Raw genomic sequence first — 17,717 nt, 5'->3', positions numbered from 1 at the left:
TTATTTACTCGTGTATTCTTTAATAGCCACTTCTAAAATTTCAAGCGCACGCTCCAAATTTTCTCTTTTTAAAACATAAGCGATACGAACCTGATTTAATCCTGTATTTGGTGTAGAATAAAAACCGGCAGCAGGAGCAACCATTACAGTCTCGCCTTGGTATTCAAAATCTTCTAATAGCCATTGTGCAAAATCGTCGGCATTTTTTATAGGAAGTTCTGCAATACAATAAAAAGCACCTTTTGGTTTAGCAACTTTTACACCTTCCATTTTTTCAAGACCTTCTACAAGAATATTTCTTCGTAATGTATATTCTTCGTTTACTTCTTCAAAATATTCCTGTGGCGTATCCAAAGCCGCTTCACTTGCAATTTGTGCTAAAGTTGGCGGGCTTAATCTCGCTTGCGCAAACTTCATTGCAGTAGTGATCACCTCTTTGTTTTTAGAAACCAAACATCCAATACGAGCACCGCACATACTAAAACGTTTAGAAACCGAATCGACCATAATAGCGTTATTGGCCAATTTTGGAATACTCATAATGCTATTATGTTTTACTCCGTCATAAGTGAACTCACGATAAACTTCATCGGCCACTACAAAAAGATCATGTTTTAACGCGAGATCGGCGATTTGCTGTACTTCTTCTTTGGTGTAAAGATATCCCGTTGGATTTCCTGGATTACAAAGAAGTATCGCTTTGGTTTTTTCTGTAATTAGTTTTTCGAATTCTGAAATTGGAGGTAATGCAAAGTTATTTTCAATCGAAGATTCGATAGGTACAATTGTTACGCCGCTAGACGTTGCAAAACCATTGTAATTTGCATAAAACGGTTCAGGAATAATTACTTCGTCTCCCGGGTCGGTAATGGTGCCCATAGCAAATAATAGCGCTTCAGAACCACCAGTAGTCACGATAATATCTTCCGCAGTAACATGAATATCGTTTCTCTCGTAATATTTAGCCAGTTTTTCGCGATAGCTTGCAAATCCTGCAGAGTGGCTATAGGATAAAACTTCGATACTATTATTCTTAACGGCCTGCATGGCAACATCTGGAGTTTTAATATCTGGCTGGCCAATATTTAACTGGTATATCTTTTTACCTTTTTTCGCTGCAGCTTCCGCAAACGGAACTAATTTCCTTATCGGAGATTCGGGCATGCTAAGCCCTTTTTTTGAAATAGAAGGCATTCTCTTGCGTTTTATGTTTGTTGCAAAAATGCAAAATTAAAGTAAGAATCTTGGGAGGATTTATCGAAATTTAAGAGATGTTGTGCACCTACAGAAAAAGCATAAAAAAACTCCCTATAAAAGGGAGTTTTTAGATTTTTAACGTTTATTATTTTGTGTCACTATCCTCAGTTTCATCATCCAAAACTCTACCTTTAATTTTAAGAGCTTTGGTAGGTTCTTCAGCATTAGAATAGACTGTGACCGTTTTTCTTATAGGACCTACGATTTTTGTGTTATATTTTACCTCGATTTTCCCAGTTTCTCCCGGTTTCACAGGACTTTCTGGTTTTGTAGGTATTGTGCAACCACAACTAGAAGTCACATCTTTTATAACCAAATCGATATCGCCGGTATTTGTAAATTCAAATACGCGAACACCGTCACTTCCTTTTTTTATTTCACCAAAGTCTATTGTTTCAGACTTAAATTTCATCTTGGCAGCTTTTTGTGCCACAGCAGAATTGAAACCTATAAAGGCCAATACGGTGATTAAAACTAGTTTTTTCATAATTCAAAATTTTTCGGAATAGTAAATATACACTGAATTGCAATAGGTTCAAAAATTATATTCAATTCAACTCCTTTTAAATTCCTTCACTTATAATTACTTTTGCTCTTATTTTCAAAAACTAGACCAATTATGGCAATCGCTTCACAATACAGCGCAAATAAAGTAGAAGATAAATGGTATAAATACTGGATGGATCATAAATACTTCCACTCAGAGGTAGATGAAAGAGAACCTTATACCATTGTTATCCCGCCACCAAACGTAACAGGAGTCTTACATATGGGGCATATGCTGAATAATACTATTCAGGATGTTTTGGTGAGAAGAGCTCGTTTAAAAGGATTTAATGCGTGCTGGGTACCGGGTACAGATCACGCTTCTATCGCTACTGAAGCGAAAGTCGTAGCAAAATTAAAAAGCGAGGGCATTAGTAAAAATGATCTTTCGCGTGAGGAATTTTTGGAACACGCCTGGGAATGGACGCATAAACATGGCGGGATTATCCTGGATCAGCTTAAGAAATTGGGAGCTTCCTGCGATTGGGATCGTACAAAGTTTACAATGGACGACAATATGTCTGCCTCTGTAATTAAAGTTTTTGTAGATCTATATGAGAAAGGTCTGGTTTATCGTGGATTTAGAATGGTGAACTGGGATCCTGAAGCAAAGACAACGCTGTCTGACGAAGAGGTGATCTATCAGGAAAAACAAGGGCATTTATATTACCTGAATTATAAGATCGAAGGAAGTGATGAGGTCGTAACTATTGCTACCACGCGTCCTGAAACTATTCTTGGAGATACTGCGATTTGCATTAACCCCAAGGACGAGCGTTTTACGCATCTAAAAGGGAAAAAAGCAATCGTACCTATCTGTGGTCGTGTGATTCCTATAATTGAAGATGAATATGTTGATCTCGAATTTGGTACAGGTTGCTTAAAAGTTACCCCTGCACACGACGAGAATGATAAAGTGTTGGGAGATAAGCACAATCTTGAAATTATCGATATTTTTAATGATGATGCTACGCTGAATGACTTCGGAATGCATTATGCTGGGAAAGATCGCTTTGAGGTTAGAACTGAAATTGTTGCTGAATTAAAAGAATCTGGAGTTTTAGTTAAAACAGAAGAGCATACTAATAAAGTTGGAACAAGCGAGCGTACCGGTGCGGTTATCGAACCAAAACTTAGCGACCAGTGGTTCCTAAAAATGAAAGATCTGGCCCAACCGGCGATCGATGCTGTTGTTGGTGATGATATTAATTTAGTGCCAGAGAAATTTTTAAGCACGTACCGTCACTGGATGGAAAATGTGCGTGACTGGAATATTTCACGGCAGCTTTGGTGGGGACACCAAATTCCGGCTTATTATTATGGCGATGGTACTAATGATTTTGTAGTTGCAGAATCACTTGAAGATGCAGTAAAGAAAGCACAAGATAAAACAGGAAATTCAGCTTTAACTAGTGAAGATCTAACACAGGATAAGGATGCTTTAGATACCTGGTTCTCTTCATGGTTATGGCCAATGAGTGTTTTTAACGGAGTTTTAGAGCCAGAAAATGAAGAAATAAACTATTATTATCCAACCAATGATTTAGTAACTGCACCAGAGATTTTATTTTTCTGGGTAGCAAGAATGATCATTGCAGGTTACGAATATCGCGGGGAACGACCATTCAAAAATGTTTACTTAACAGGAATTGTTAGAGATAAACAGCGTCGCAAAATGTCTAAATCTTTAGGGAACTCGCCAGATCCGCTAGGGTTGATCGATCAATACGGTGCCGATGGTGTTCGCGTGGGGATGTTATTGAGTTCTCCTGCCGGAAATGATTTAATGTTCGATGAGGATCTTTGTAAGCAGGGAAGTGCTTTTGCTAACAAAATCTGGAATGCATTCCGTTTGGTGATGGGATGGGAAGTTTCAGCCGAAATCGAGCAGCCAGAAACGTCTAAAATTGCAATCGACTGGTATAAAGCAAAATTCCAGAAAAGTTTAGCTGAAATCGAAGATCATTATTCTAAGTACAGAATTAGCGATGCTTTGATGGGAACTTATAAATTGATTTGGGATGACTATTGTAGCTGGTTTTTAGAAATGGTAAAACCAGGTTACGAGCAGCCAATCGATAAGAAAACTTTTGATGCGGTAATTACTATTTTAGAAGATAATCTACGCATTCTTCATCCTTTTATGCCTTTTGTTACTGAAGAGATTTGGCAAACCATAAGTGAACGAACTCCGCAAGAAGCTTTGATCGTGGCGAAATGGCCAGAACAAGTTTCTTATGATGAGAAGATTATTAGCGAATTTGCTTTTGCCTCTGAAGTTATTTCAGGTATTAGAAAAATTAGAACCGATAAAAACATTGCGTTTAAAAATACCATTGATCTTAAAATTCAGAATAACGATAAAGTTTCAGACTCGTTTGACAAAGTGATCGCTAAAATGGGTAATATCGAAAACCTGGAATATGTAAACGAACAGGTTGAAGGTGCGTTATCCTTTAGAGTGAAATCGAACGATTATTTTATTCCGGTTGGTGGAGCAATTGATATAGAAGCTGAAATTGTAAAATTAGAGGAAGAATTAAAATACACTGAAGGTTTCTTAAATTCAGTAAATAAAAAGCTTTCTAATGAGCGTTTTGTAAACAATGCGCCAGATAAGGTGGTGGCAGTAGAAAAAGCTAAAAAAGCTGATGCAGAAGCTAAAATTGAAGCTTTAAAAGCAAGTTTGTCAAGCTTAAAGTAAAAAATATAGATCAAATATAAATTAAGCCTCACATCTAGTGGGGCTTTTTTATTTGCCTCTATTTTGAAAGAAAAGTAAGATCGGAAAATAGAATTTCTCGAATCGAGAATGCTGAAAAAAATAATCGCTTAATACTCCTCGTGATTTTGAGCTTTAAAGTTTCTTAATATCTAATATCTAATATCTATTCAGGAACTTTGCCAATATGTTTTTCAACAAGTTCAATATATTTTTCTTCAGCTTCTTTTTTGCTTAGATCTTTAACCTGGAAAAGAGCGTTAATTTTAAATGCACTTCTAAGATCTCCGCCTTCAGAAGGTGGGATGTAAAAACCATTATTTTCTGTAGCTCTTTTATAATAAGCATAAAAATGCAGCATAATATCTGGAGGTAATTTTTTGCTGGTATTGCTGGCTATTTCGTAAGCTTTCAAAAAACGATTCCTGTTACTTTCAGGCATAACTAAAACATAAATTTAAACTTCAGCAATAACGGTAATTCCGCCTTTTACTTTTTCATTTAATGCAACATTGATAGGAGTGCCAAGAGGTAAAAAAACATCTACACGTGATCCAAATTTTATGAATCCACTATCGCTACCCTGTACTACCTCTTTACCTTCTTCAGCATAATTAACTATACGCTTCGCTAAAGCTCCTGCTATCTGGCGATATAATATTGGTCCTGTTACGGGGTTTTCTACTACTACAGTAGTTCGCTCGTTTTCTTCACTCGATTTTGGATGCCAGGCAACCAAAAACTTACCTGGATGATATTTACTGTATTTTACTTTTCCGCCAATTGGGTGCCGGGTAACATGCACATTAAGAGGAGACATAAAAATACTTACCTGTAGTCTTTTTTCTTGAAAGAATTCTTTCTCAAAAACCTCTTCAATAACTACAACCTTACCATCTACGGGAGCAACAACATTATTGTCATTTATAGCGGTTTGCCTTTTCGGGTTTCTGAAAAACTGGACAATTAAAGCAAAGAATAGTATTGATGCCGCTAAAATGGCAAATTTTATCCAATATTGATTAATTAACGAATAAGAACCAATATTTATTACCAACAGTGAAACTGCAGTAATAGCCATGATTTTGTAGCCTTCTTTATGAAACATAATTTAAAAGGTATAAGTAAGCATAAACAAATGGGGCCGCAAAAATAATACTATCTAGTCTATCAAACAAACCACCGTGTCCTGGCATTAGATTCCCACTATCTTTTACGCCGGCCTGACGTTTAAATTTAGATTGGATTAGATCTCCTAAAGTACCAAAAACACTAATGAAAATCGCTAAACCTACCCAATCTAACGGATTTAGAAAGGAGGTGTAATCTGCTATGAAATAACTTACAATTGCAGTAAATATAATACCTCCAATAAAGCCTTCTACAGTTTTATTAGGAGAAATTCTTTCGAATAATTTACGTTTTCCAAAATTCTTACCTACAATATAAGCAAAAGTATCATTAGTCCAAATTAAACCAAAGATTCCTACAACGAGCTTCGGTTTAAATTCACCTTCGATAGTTGGGATAAGCGTTAAAAAAATAACCGACGATATTAGATAAAATATAATAATAATGTATTTCTTTTTTTCAAATACCGGTATTTTACGAATTACCAACAGATCTTTTACTAAAAATAAATTTACAAATATGGTAACCGCTAAAAGAATTAGCGTGGCGTTTTGATCAAATTTTAAAAAGCTGAAAAGATAAAATAATAAGGCTTGTACTGCGTATAGCGCGTAACTTTTTAAATGCAATAACTTTTGCATTTCGATAAGACAGATAAGCCCAAGTATGTAAAAAAGACCAATAAAAATTAATTCAGAAGAAAGGATAGAGGCTACTAATATTGATATATATAGTAATCCTGATACTGTTCTAATTATCGCTTCCCTCATAAATATTAAAGATCTTCCAGAAGAAGCAAATACAAATTTTTGCTACTACTACCGTAGCTCATAAAATCACTTTCTTTCTGTGGTTCAAAATTCTTAATGGTGGTAATATTTGAAGGAATTCGTTGTTTATTTTTAAACTTGATACCTCGCAAACCTTCACCGATACTGTCTATTAATTGGCTTGTAGAAGATAAGATAATAAAATCTGCCGGTAATTCTCTAAGCTTCCTTTCTTTAATCTGGTTGCTAGAGATTAGTATAGATCCATCATTGGCAACTAGATATTCGCATGTAGAAAGAAAAAAAGGAGCGTTTGCTGAAGAATTAAAATCTAAATTAAAACTATCGAATTTATTTTTTAAATTTTCATCAAAGCAACAACACTGCTTTTCGTACCAATCATTTTCTAGAAGAATATTATCAAAGGCTTCCTGAATTTCAGCCTCATCTTCACAATATAAAAATTTCCCCCCGTTATTTTTAAAATTCAGCATAAAACGTTCATCGGTGGGAAGTTTCACCTCTGGCATATATTTCCCACGATCAGTTTTATCAGGTGTTTCCTGATCTTTGTCTGATTTTGATTTATTAGGGTTTAAGAATCTTCTAAATAGATTCATATAGTTCTGAGTGTGGTTGTAAACATCATTTTAATCAAAGGTAAAAAATCTTAATTTAACCCTTAGGTAAATTAAGATTTTTTAGCAGTTGATATAAATTTTATTTATCTATCGAAGAATTATTTTTAATTCCTTCGTCGCTTGAATTTTCAGGTAAATTTAAATTAGATGTAGTAGGAGCAGATTCCTCACTTTCTCTAACCTCATTTAAATGTGCCGTGTTTTTATTGAATGGTCGTTCTCCAAAAATATTTTGTAAATCGTCTTTAAAGATTACCTCTTTATCCAATAAAATTTCAGCTAACTGGGTAAGCTTATCTCTGTTTTCGGTTAAAAGATCTAAAGCTCTCTGATATTGACTTTCAATTAGATTAGAAATTTCTTTGTCAATAAGCTCCGATGTTTTCTCACTATATGGCTTCGTGAAATTGTATTCACTTTGTCCAGATGAATCATAATAAGTAAGATTACCTACTTTATCATTTAGACCGTAAATAGTAACCATAGCTTTTGCTTGTTTAGTTACTTTTTCTAGATCACTTAAAGCACCTGTTGAAATTTTATCGAAAATAACCTTTTCTGCGGCACGACCACCAAGAGCGGCGCACATCTCATCCAACATTTGCTCTGGCCTAACGATTAATCGCTCTTCAGGCAAATACCAGGCAGCTCCTAAGGATTGTCCACGTGGTACAATGGTAACTTTTACTAGTGGCGCTGCATGCTCTAACATCCAACTTACCGTGGCGTGACCAGCTTCGTGAAAAGCAATCGCTTTTTTCTCGTCTGGAGTAATAATTTTATTTTTCTTTTCAAGACCTCCTACAATACGATCTACGGCATCTAAGAAATCTTGTTTGCCCACCGCTTTGTTTCCTTTTCTGGCCGCAATAAGCGCTGCTTCGTTACAAACATTTGCAATGTCTGCACCAGAGAATCCCGGAGTCTGTTTTGCAAGGAATTCAGTATCAAGTTCTTCGGCTACCTTTTTAAGTGGCTTTAAATGAACTTCAAAAATCTCACGTCTTTCATTTAAATCTGGAAGATCTACATAGATCTGTCTATCAAAACGACCAGCACGCATTAATGCTTTATCCAGAACATCTGCCCGGTTGGTTGCCGCAATAACAATTACATTGGTATTTGTGCCAAAACCATCCATTTCAGTCAATAGTTGGTTTAGTGTGTTTTCACGCTCATCGTTAGATCCAGAAAAATTACTTTTTCCACGAGCGCGACCAATAGCATCAATCTCATCAATAAAAATAATTGATGGAGATTTTTCTTTAGCTTGTTTAAATAAATCTCTAACTCTAGAGGCACCAACTCCAACGAACATTTCTACGAAATCTGATCCTGAAAGAGAGAAGAAAGGTACTTTAGCTTCACCGGCAACGGCCTTAGCTAATAATGTTTTACCAGTTCCAGGAGGTCCTACTAAAAGAGCTCCTTTTGGAATTTTACCACCTAAGCTGGTGTATTTTTCTGGTTGTTTTAGGAAGTCTACAATTTCCTGAACTTCTTCTTTAGCACCTTCTAATCCGGCAACGTTTTTAAAAGAGGTTTTTACATCTGTATTTTGATCAAATAACTTAGCCTTTGATTTTCCAATATTGAAAATTTGTCCACCGGCACCACCTGCGCCACCTGAACTCATTTTTCGCATAATGAAAATCCAAATACCAATGATCAGTACAAATGGTAATAGCGTAATTAGTATATCTCCCAAAACATTATTATCGCTATCGAAACTAAGTTTAGCGCTAACATTATCTTCTTTCTCAATAGTTTCTATATCTTCCTGAAATTTGTCTAAACTTCCTATCTGAAAACTATAATCTGGAGCACTACCGGTACTTAAAAAATCTGATTCTCCACTTTTTTTGTGGATCGCTTTTTCTTTCGCCTCGTCGGTAAGATAAACTTTAGCGATCGATCTGTTTATGACAACTGTTTTCTGAATATCTCCTTCAGAAAGATAGTCCATATACTGCTGAGGGGTGATTTTTGATGGTTCACCAAATCCACTTCCTCCAAAAAAGTTAATTCCTAAAAACACCAATATGATTACTGCATAAATCCAATATGCACTAAACTTAGGTTTTTTAGGGTCTAATTTTTTATTTGATTGCTTTTTAGCCATTCTTGGTCTTCTTCTAAATAATTAATACTTTGTTTCGATCGATGTGATCTTTGCATCTCCCCACAAACTTTCGATGTCGTAAAACTCTCTAATGTGTTTCTGGAACACATGAACAACAACATTTACATAATCCATTAAAACCCACTCGGCATTTTCGCTACCTTCGATATGCCAGGGCTTATCTTTTAAAGCTTTACTTACGGATTTTTGAACTGAATTAACTATGGCGTTTACCTGTGTGTTGGAAGTACCGTTGCAGATAACAAAATAATCACAAACTGTATTTTCAATCTCTCTTAAGTCGAGGATATCGATATCATTTCCCTTTACATCTTCAATTCCCTTAATGATATGTGCTATAAGTTGATCGTTGTTTGTTACTTTTTTCGTCATTAAATTTATTTATTTACGCAAAGTTATGTTTTTTTGGCTTTTTATAGACCTACTTAACACAACATTTAGCGACAATCTTTTCATTAGTCTATTATGCGTATAATCAAAGTTAATGCCATCCCGTCTACAAACGACTTTGCAAAGCAGTATTACAATGATAATTCTAGCTTCGAATCTGTTTGTATTGCTGCCCGTTTTCAAACTAAAGGTAAGGGGCAAAGAGGAGCTGTTTGGAATGTTACACCTGGCAAAAATCTAACTTTCAGCTTGCTTTATCCTAAAGTTAAGGTAACGGTTAATCATCATTTTTTATTAAATGCTGTTGTATCGTTGGCGGTAATTAAGGTTCTTGATAGGTTTAATGTTCCTAAATTATCTGTAAAATGGCCCAACGACATAATGTCAGTGAATTTTAAGATGTGTGGCATTCTTATCGAAAATATCCTAAAACAAACTGACATCGCGGCTAGTGTAATAGGTATTGGATTGAATGTAAACCAAGATGATTTTGGTAATCTTAAGCAGGCTTCTTCAATGAAATTACAAACCGGTAACGAATTTGATCTTGATGAAGTTTTAAATAATATTTTAAAAGAGTTAGTAGGGAGACTCGAATTGCTTTCAGAAGAAAAAGAAACACTTATTTTAGAAGAATATGCTTCTTTGATGTTTAAGAAAGATGTCGTTTCCACATTTCAATGGCCCAACGGAGAATATTTTAGCGGAATTATACGTGGAGTAACTACTAGCGGACTTTTGAATGTTGAAGTTGAAGATTCTGTTTATAAAACTTTCGATTTGAAAGAAGTAAAGCTGATGTATTAAAAAAGCTGTTTCAAAACATCGAATTTTAAAACAGCTTTTAGATTTGTCGAATATCGTAAACTATAATTTAGAAATATTTTCGCTCAGGCTATTTATAAATTTCTGTAATGGACTTTTAACCATCATCGCCATCATGGCATTAAATTCACCGTTAAATAAAAGCTGAACTTCGCTACCTGTACCATTCTGATCAATATGAATACTTAGGGTGAAAGGAAATTTATCAGATCCAGAACCTAAAACCACTAAATTTGGCTCGTCGGTATTCACTATTTTAAGTGCAATCTCTGGCATTCCTTTTAATTGAAAAAGAAATTTCTCTGAAGACAATACCTCAAATTTCTCTTTGCTGCTAGGCATTATTTGATCGTAATTCTCTACGTTCGTCAGGAAATTGTACATTTCTTGCTGACTCTTACTTGCAGTTACTTTTGGACTTTCTAAATTCATACTATAGTGGGCTCCATTTTGCCGGATCTTCTCTCCAGCTTTTTAAAATTTCAACTTCAGATTCTTTAATATAACTGGTACGTTGCGCAGTATCAATTAGATATTCGTAATTGCTTAATGTATGAACCTGTAGATTGGCGTTCTTAATGTTTTCTTCAGCAATATCGAAACCATAAGAAAATATAGCTAGCATGCCCTTTACATTGGCTCCGCTATCCCTAAGTGCTTTTACTGCATTTAAACTACTCCCGCCTGTACTAATAAGATCTTCGATAACAACGACGGTTTGCCCTGCTTCAAGATTTCCTTCGATCTGGTTTTTTCTTCCATGGGATTTAGCTTCAGGTCGAACATATACAAAAGGAAGACTTAAATACTCAGCAACTAGCATTCCTATACCTATGGCTCCGGTAGCTACAGCTGCGATTACATCGGGTTTTCCGTAAATTTCTTCTATCTGCTTAGCAAAGTTTTCTCGTATAAAATTTCTTATTAAAGGATAAGAGAGTACTATACGATTATCGCAGTATATAGGAGACTTCCATCCACTGGCCCATGTAAATGGCTCTTGTGGTTCTAATTTAATTGCTTTAATTTGCAATAATACTTCAGCAGTTTTTATTGCTGTTTCTTTGTTTAAAATCATACTACAAATGTATAAAGTTTTTGTGAATGATACCCCGATAATTCTTTCTACAAATAAAGATTTAGGAGGTGAGTATAAAACTTATTCGATTAAAACCGTACGATTAAAGCGTTTAATCAGAAAAATAAATAAGGGGAAAATTACTCATGTAAATTTATACCACAAAAAAGAAGAAAAACTGCTTAAATTTCTACGTAAAAAGATAAAACCTGTTATCGCAGGTGGTGGTAAGGTATATAATCCAAAAGGGGAAATACTTTTTATTTTTAGAAATGATAAGTGGGATCTTCCAAAAGGTAAGATTGAAAAAGGAGAGAGTATTGAAGAATGTGCTATTAGAGAAGTAGAAGAAGAAACTGCAATTTCGGGTTTAGAAATTACAAGCTTTCTTAGAACTACATTTCATATTTTTAAACGTAAAGGCAAATATCGCTTAAAAGAAACATACTGGTATAATATGACCAGTGATTTTGATGGTGAATTAATTCCGCAAGAAAAAGAAGGTATAGAAAAGGTGAAATGGAAAAGTCCTGCCAAAGCTGAAAAAGCCCTTGATAACTCTTACGCAAACATCAAATTGTTATTTGAGGACGAGGAAATTCCTGCTCCAAAAATTAACGTGGAATCCTGAAAATCGGATATTGCAAGTGTGCCGATTCGTAATATTTAGAATGTTTATGTAGCCATTCTAATTGCGCATACCAATTTTTGGCGAAATCGGCATTGTTGTTTTTTTCTTCCTCAAAGGAACTTTTTAATTCTGGGTTTTTATCCAGTAGTTCTTTCGCAATATCTTCGAAAACATAAGGCGAGAAATGTTCTTTTTGCTGAAGTACGGTATCAAAATAATTCCAATTGAAGAAGGAATCTTCTGCAGCCGGTTCTAGCATTTCCAGCAAATATCTAACCCCATCCTGAAAGGTACTAACATAATAATCTCCTTTTCTGAAAGAAATCGAATCCATGCTTGCCGAGACTTCGGTATTTTTATGCATGTAATGCCCTTCGTAGGCTGATTCTACAGTTTCGTAATTTTCAATTTTGTATTGCTGAACATATAAAGTGGTGTCTTTATCAAAAGCTTTCATTTTAATATTATTCATCTTCAAAAGATCGATGACGTTCCACCATCCTTGCGGAATAATATATCCTCTGGGAATATCAACACGGTCTTCAGCCACAAAATTGTTGAAATATTCGATGTCTTTTGTAAAAGGTTTATTACGATCGTATTTTAATCGTTCTCCACCGGTAACCTCACTCGGTATCATTTCGCCTTCAAATCCTTTAAACTCACGTATACTTGGATTTTCCATATCTGGTTTGTAGTGTATAGGATACCAGCGTTTGGTAAGATATTTCTTATTTTCTGAAGCTCTTAGTTCTTTTATTTTTTCAGATTGATTATCTGTAATGGCGATCATCGACCGCATCAACTCGTATGTTCCCCAAACACGTTTGTCATAAGGTTTAAGCATGTGGGTTTCTACCATCATCCCTAAAGTATTCCACATAGTAGTATATCCTGTAGAATAGCGAGGATAATCTACAAATTGAGAAAATCCTTTTTCAGGAACTTCATTAAAAACATTTACGTAAGGCGTAATATCAAGATTCTTCTTTTTTAGAGAATCTTCTAAAGCCGGCATCATGGTTTCATCCAAGTATTTGCCAATATCGCCACCTAATCTATCGTGCTGAGTAAAAAGATGTGTTAATGTATATTGATAATCTGCGCCATTGCTTACATGATTATCAATAAAAACCTCAGGCTCTAAATAATGATATATTTTATAAAAAGCGCGAGCATTTTTAGTATCTGCTTTAGCAAAATCACGGTTTAGGTCGTAGTTGCGAGCATTTCCTCTAAAGCCGTATGCTTTTGGGCCATTTTGGTTTGTTCTGGAAAATGAGTTTCTATTTAGTGCACCACCAATATTATAAACGGGAATGGTAGCTAAAACTACGTTCTCTGGAATTTTTATAGAATCTTGCGCCAAATCTCTAAAGAGCATCATTGTCGCATCGATACCATCACTTTCCCCGGGATGGATCCCATTTAGTACTAATAAAATGCTTTTATCTTCTTTAATCTTATCAATATCAAACTGGGCATCTGGATTATAAATAGCCAAATGCAAAGGCTTACCACTGTCTGTAGTATCAAAAGCTTTTAATTGTACTGAAGAATAAACTTTAGAAAGATCTTCGTAAAACTGAATTACATTAGGATAAATATCGGTTTCCTTCCCTTTCGATTTTTCAAAACGTGTGGTAAAATCATATTCGTCCTGTAGTTGATATTTAGAAAAATCGCAGGAACTAAAAACAATCAATATAAAGCCAAAGAAAAGAAGTCTTTCCATAGATACGTAATAACACAAAAAATAGGCTGTAAACTTACTTAAAATATGTTGAAGCTACTAGTTTAGAAACTTAATAATGGGCTTAGCCATAGAAATAGGTGGTGATTTTGCTGCTTTCCTGTCTTTACTTTTCACAAAATATTTTAACTATAAGCTTTTTGCTGTTAAACTATACTTAATCACTGCTTTTGATTTTCATGTAGGCGTATTTCAGATTATTTTCGGGAAAAATGCTAAGAACATGAAAAAGAAAATTATAAGTGTAGGTTTACTAACATTTATCGGTTTTGCTGGATTTGCACAAATGCAGGAAAATTTAAGTAAAAAGAAGAAAAAGGAACTGGCAGATCAACCATCTGTAACTGTAGAAACAACTGTAGGTTTTCTGCAATTGCCTTCTCCATATTCTTCGGAGTCTGTAGAAAAAAACAGCAAATTAGTGCCCTGGCCAGAAGGAAAAATGCCAGTAGCACCAAAAGGCTTTACTGTTTCTAAGTTTGCTGAAGGTCTAAAGCATCCAAGAAGATCTTATGTAGCTCCAAACGAAAAAGATATTTTTGTAGTCGAAAGTGACGATGCTAAAAAAAGTGCGAATAGAATTACGCTTTTAAGGGATGCCAACCAAGATGGTAAACCAGAAGAGCGCTTTATTTTTGCAGAAGACTTAAATCAACCCTACGGAATGCTAATCCTAGACGGTTATTTTTATGTGGCAAATGTAGATGCTATAAAAAGATGGCCCTATAAAGATGGAATGACTGCTCTTGAAGGTGAAGGAGAACTAGTGAAAGATCTTCCTGCAGGTGGATATAATCACCATTGGACGCGAAATTTGATTGCCAGCAAAGATGGTAAAAAACTGGTAGTTACTGTTGGCTCTTCAAGCAACGCAGGAGAACACGGGATGGAAAAAGAAAAGCGCAGAGCTAATGTGCTTATGATGGATCCAGATGGATCTAACGAAGTTGTATACGCTGCAGGACTTAGAAATCCAGTGGGTGTAGATTACAATCCAATTACCGGTGAGCTTTGGGCTGCCGTTAACGAACGTGATAAACTTGGTGATAATCTGGTGCCAGATTATGTAACTAGTGTAAAACAAAATGGTTGGTACGGGTGGCCATATTCTTATTATGGTGATATCAAAGATCCCAGATGGCATAAAGAACCTCATAACGATATGGTAGAAAAAGCCAAAATTCCAGATGTTCCGGTAGGTTCTCATACAGCTTCTTTAGGTCTAGCATTTTACGATAAAGATCAATTCCCTGCCCGCTATAAAAACGGAGCATTTGTAGGACAACATGGTTCTTGGAATCGTTCTAATTTTGCAGGATACAAGGTGATATTTATTCCGTTTGATGCCAATGGTAAACCACAGCAACCAGAAGATTTTCTAACTGGATTTATAGCCAGTGAAGATGGCAGCAAAGTGTATGGTCGCCCGGTTGGAGTTACCACTTTGCCTAATGGAGATCTTTTAGTAAATGATGATAATGGAGGAGTGATTTGGAGAGTTTCTGCTGAATAATTTTTAGTTCATTTAAAAAAACGAAATTTGAAGAATATAATTATCGCATTAATTTTAATAATTAGTGCACAGCAATCCTTTGGCCAAAGAATAGAAGGACAAATTATAAATAAAACAACTTCTGAAGCTATTGCAAATGTGAATATCATTGCAGCTTCAGAAGTTGTTGCTGTTTCTGGTGATAATGGATTTTTTACTATTGAAAATATTGAATTTCCCGTTATTGTAAAATTCAGCGCTATTGGATTTGAAACGAAAAAACTAAGATTTGAAGAAAATCGAACTAATTTAAAGGTATATCTACTGTCTTCAAACGAATCTCTTTCCGAAGTAACTTTAAGAAGTACACTAATTCCAACCGAATTACAAAAAACTCCTGCCGCGGTAAGTTTACTTTCAAAAAGTGATCTTAAACGAACCGATGCGGTAAATTTTGTAGATAATCTTAATTATGTACCCGGCGTCTATGTAAATCAAGGCGCTTTAAATACAAATAAGATCAATATCCGAGGAATTGGCGGTAGAGCGCAGTATTCTACAAATCGAATTCAGGCATATTTCGACGGAATTCCACTTGCCACGGCAGAAGGTTCACTCACTTTAGATGATATCGACCAGGAATCTTTAGAACGTGTTGAGGTTATTAAAGGACCAACAAGTAGTATTTACGGCGCCGGGCTTGGAGGTTCTATAAATCTGTATTCCGCAGATCCCGGATTAAATGAAAGTCGGGTTGGCGTAAAAGTGCAGGGTGGAAGCTATAATACCTGGAAAAAATCTGATATCGTTTCTATAAACTCAGAAAAAACTTCAGTCTTTGCAACTTATAATCATGTACAAAGTGATGGTTGGCGAGAGAATGGCGCTTACGATAGAAAGTCTGGATTGGTAAATGCAAAAGTGCTGACTTCAGGAAAAAATAGTCTGTCGTTTTTGGCCAATTTCGTCAAATTAAAAGCCTATATACCAAGTTCGATAAATGAGGATGATTTTTTAAATGATCCAGAAAGTGCCGCTTTTACCTGGGGAGCTTCCAAAGGTTACGAAAGTTATGATCGCGGTTTGTTAGGCGTAAGTTATAAGCATCATTTTTCTGATAATTTCACCAATCAAACCAGTGTATTTGTAAGTTTTAGAAATGGCTACGAGCCAAGACCTTTTGATATTCTAAAAGAGGAACGATTATCTGCCGGAGCAAGAACTAATTTTAGTCTTTCTACGAAACTGTTTGAATTGCCTTCAGAAATTAGTTTTGGAGCGCAATATTATAATGAGTGGTACGAAACCGGAACTTTTGAAAATTTATATGAAGATTTTGATAATATCGGTAGCATAAGAGGAGAACATTTAAGTAATAATGAACAGGATCGCCATTATGCAAATTTTTTCGCGCAACTTAATATGGATTTGAGCGAGCGTTTATTATTAGAAGCCGGCTTAAATTTTAATACTACTGGTTATAGTTTGGATGATTTTTATGCTGAAGATGGTATCGATCAAACCGGGAATTATACTTTTGATGCCGTTTTTTCACCAAGAATAGGTTTGTCGTATGAAGTTGCTGAAAATAAAAATGTTTATGTTTCGGTAAGTCACGGTTTTTCTACACCAACAGTCGCTGAAACCTTAACTCCGGAAGGACAAATAAATACCGATTTAAAAGCAGAAACTGGTTTTAATTACGAAATAGGTTTTAAGGGGAATTGGTTAAATAATCGATTATACACTGAAGTTTCTTTGTATAGCATTCAGGTTAAAAATTTACTCGTTGCGCAACGGGTTGCTGAAGATCAATATGTGGGAATTAACGCTGGTAAAACCGATCATAACGGAGTTGAATTCTTCGGAAAATACAGCTTAGATTTTGCTGAAAACTGGCAGTTGAATCCGTTTATAAATGCCGCTTACAATTTTTTTGAATTTGATAGTTTTGTTAATGAAGAAATAGATTATTCCGGCAACGAGTTACCTGGAGTTCCAAAACATACCATTAATGCAGGCTTAGATCTTAGTACAGATTTTGGTTTCAGTTTTAATGCGTTGTATAGAAATGTAGGTGAAATTCCGCTTAACGATGCGAATGCTTTGTACACCGATGCTTATGATCTCGTTAATCTAAAAGCTGCTTATGCTTTTGATATTATAAAGGATCTTCAGCTAAATATTTACGGAGGAATCAATAACCTTTTTGATGAGCATTACGCTGCTAGCGTTTTACCAAATGCGGTTGGTTTTGGTGGTGCAGCACCACGTTATTATTATCCAGGTTACCCGCGTAATTATTTTACAGGCGTAGCAGTTAATTATTTTTTCTAAA

The 17,717-nt window shown here is 35.3% G+C and carries 16 protein-coding genes; 5 read left to right on the top strand and 11 right to left on the bottom strand.

The annotated features are described in order from the left end of the window. On the bottom strand, window positions 1–1,194 hold the full coding sequence (locus PBT89_RS13575) for a pyridoxal phosphate-dependent aminotransferase (protein WP_270062360.1): 1,194 nt from the start codon (window positions 1,192–1,194) through the stop codon (window positions 1–3). Between the two features lie 148 nt (window positions 1,195–1,342). After that, complete coding sequence (locus PBT89_RS13570; RefSeq protein WP_270062359.1) at window positions 1,343–1,744, bottom strand: DUF1573 domain-containing protein; 402 nt, start codon at window positions 1,742–1,744, stop codon at window positions 1,343–1,345. Between the two features lie 132 nt (window positions 1,745–1,876). Here PBT89_RS13570 and PBT89_RS13565 point away from each other — a divergent pair, with 132 nt between their 5' ends. Beyond that, entirely contained in the window at window positions 1,877–4,507 is a 2,631-nt protein-coding gene (locus PBT89_RS13565; RefSeq protein ID WP_270062358.1) for a valine--tRNA ligase, read from the top strand. 184 nt (window positions 4,508–4,691) lie between these two features. On the opposite strand, the gene PBT89_RS13560 is transcribed toward PBT89_RS13565, so the two are convergent. The 6 genes from PBT89_RS13560 to rsfS all read right to left on the bottom strand — a co-directional run bounded on the left by PBT89_RS13560 (window position 4,692) and on the right by rsfS (window position 9,582). Further along, window positions 4,692–4,967: an acyl-CoA-binding protein gene (locus tag PBT89_RS13560; protein WP_270060367.1), complete on the bottom strand. Its 276-nt coding sequence runs from the start codon at window positions 4,965–4,967 to the stop codon at window positions 4,692–4,694. Between the two features lie 15 nt (window positions 4,968–4,982). Then, window positions 4,983–5,633: a phosphatidylserine decarboxylase family protein gene (locus PBT89_RS13555; protein WP_270062357.1), complete on the bottom strand. Its 651-nt coding sequence runs from the start codon at window positions 5,631–5,633 to the stop codon at window positions 4,983–4,985. Beyond that, on the bottom strand, window positions 5,623–6,426 hold the full coding sequence (locus PBT89_RS13550) for a phosphatidate cytidylyltransferase (protein ID WP_270060369.1): 804 nt from the start codon (window positions 6,424–6,426) through the stop codon (window positions 5,623–5,625). The genes PBT89_RS13555 and PBT89_RS13550 overlap by 11 nt, the downstream gene beginning before the upstream one ends. Window positions 6,427–6,431: 5 nt before the next feature. Then, window positions 6,432–7,046, bottom strand: coding sequence for an LUD domain-containing protein (locus PBT89_RS13545; RefSeq protein WP_270060370.1), 615 nt, complete (start codon window positions 7,044–7,046; stop codon window positions 6,432–6,434). A 100-nt stretch (window positions 7,047–7,146) separates the two neighbouring features. Continuing rightward, window positions 7,147–9,189, bottom strand: coding sequence for an ATP-dependent zinc metalloprotease FtsH (ftsH, locus tag PBT89_RS13540; protein ID WP_270062356.1), 2,043 nt, complete (start codon window positions 9,187–9,189; stop codon window positions 7,147–7,149). Between the two features lie 21 nt (window positions 9,190–9,210). Next, complete coding sequence (gene rsfS / locus PBT89_RS13535) at window positions 9,211–9,582, bottom strand: ribosome silencing factor (protein ID WP_270060372.1); 372 nt, start codon at window positions 9,580–9,582, stop codon at window positions 9,211–9,213. A gap of 93 nt (window positions 9,583–9,675) precedes the next feature. Here rsfS and PBT89_RS13530 point away from each other — a divergent pair, with 93 nt between their 5' ends. After that, complete coding sequence (locus PBT89_RS13530; protein WP_270062355.1) at window positions 9,676–10,407, top strand: biotin--[acetyl-CoA-carboxylase] ligase; 732 nt, start codon at window positions 9,676–9,678, stop codon at window positions 10,405–10,407. 60 nt (window positions 10,408–10,467) lie between these two features. On the opposite strand, the gene PBT89_RS13525 is transcribed toward PBT89_RS13530, so the two are convergent. Together PBT89_RS13525 and pyrE are read right to left on the bottom strand one after the other, a co-directional pair. Beyond that, window positions 10,468–10,857 carry an SRPBCC family protein gene (locus PBT89_RS13525; protein ID WP_270062354.1) on the bottom strand — a complete coding sequence of 130 codons (390 nt, stop codon included), beginning with the start codon at window positions 10,855–10,857 and terminating at the stop codon, window positions 10,468–10,470. 1 nt (window position 10,858) lies between these two features. Next, window positions 10,859–11,503 (bottom strand): orotate phosphoribosyltransferase, encoded by a 645-nt coding sequence (gene pyrE / locus PBT89_RS13520; protein WP_270062353.1) that lies wholly within the window; start codon window positions 11,501–11,503, stop codon window positions 10,859–10,861. A gap of 7 nt (window positions 11,504–11,510) precedes the next feature. Between pyrE and PBT89_RS13515 the strand changes: the two genes are divergently transcribed. Then, the gene (locus PBT89_RS13515; protein WP_270062352.1) at window positions 11,511–12,134 is read left to right on the top strand and encodes an NUDIX hydrolase; all 624 of its coding nucleotides are present in this window, start codon (window positions 11,511–11,513) and stop codon (window positions 12,132–12,134) included. Here the strand turns inward: PBT89_RS13515 and PBT89_RS13510 are convergent. Continuing rightward, window positions 12,118–13,869 (bottom strand): M14 family metallopeptidase, encoded by a 1,752-nt coding sequence (locus PBT89_RS13510; protein WP_270062351.1) that lies wholly within the window; start codon window positions 13,867–13,869, stop codon window positions 12,118–12,120. The genes PBT89_RS13515 and PBT89_RS13510 overlap by 17 nt on opposite strands. A gap of 241 nt (window positions 13,870–14,110) precedes the next feature. Between PBT89_RS13510 and PBT89_RS13505 the strand changes: the two genes are divergently transcribed. Beyond that, window positions 14,111–15,400, top strand: a complete 1,290-nt coding sequence (locus PBT89_RS13505; RefSeq protein ID WP_270064268.1) for a PQQ-dependent sugar dehydrogenase — start codon at window positions 14,111–14,113, stop codon at window positions 15,398–15,400. A 27-nt stretch (window positions 15,401–15,427) separates the two neighbouring features. Beyond that, entirely contained in the window at window positions 15,428–17,716 is a 2,289-nt protein-coding gene (locus PBT89_RS13500) for a TonB-dependent receptor (RefSeq protein WP_270062350.1), read from the top strand. The last annotated feature ends 1 nt before the right edge of the window (window position 17,717 follow it).

It is taken from the genome of Zunongwangia sp. HRR-M8 (genome assembly GCF_027594405.1).
Lineage (GTDB): Bacteria > Bacteroidota > Bacteroidia > Flavobacteriales > Flavobacteriaceae > Zunongwangia.
Note: the sequence above shows the minus strand (reverse complement) of the source record. Positions and strands in the feature narration are given on the sequence as shown.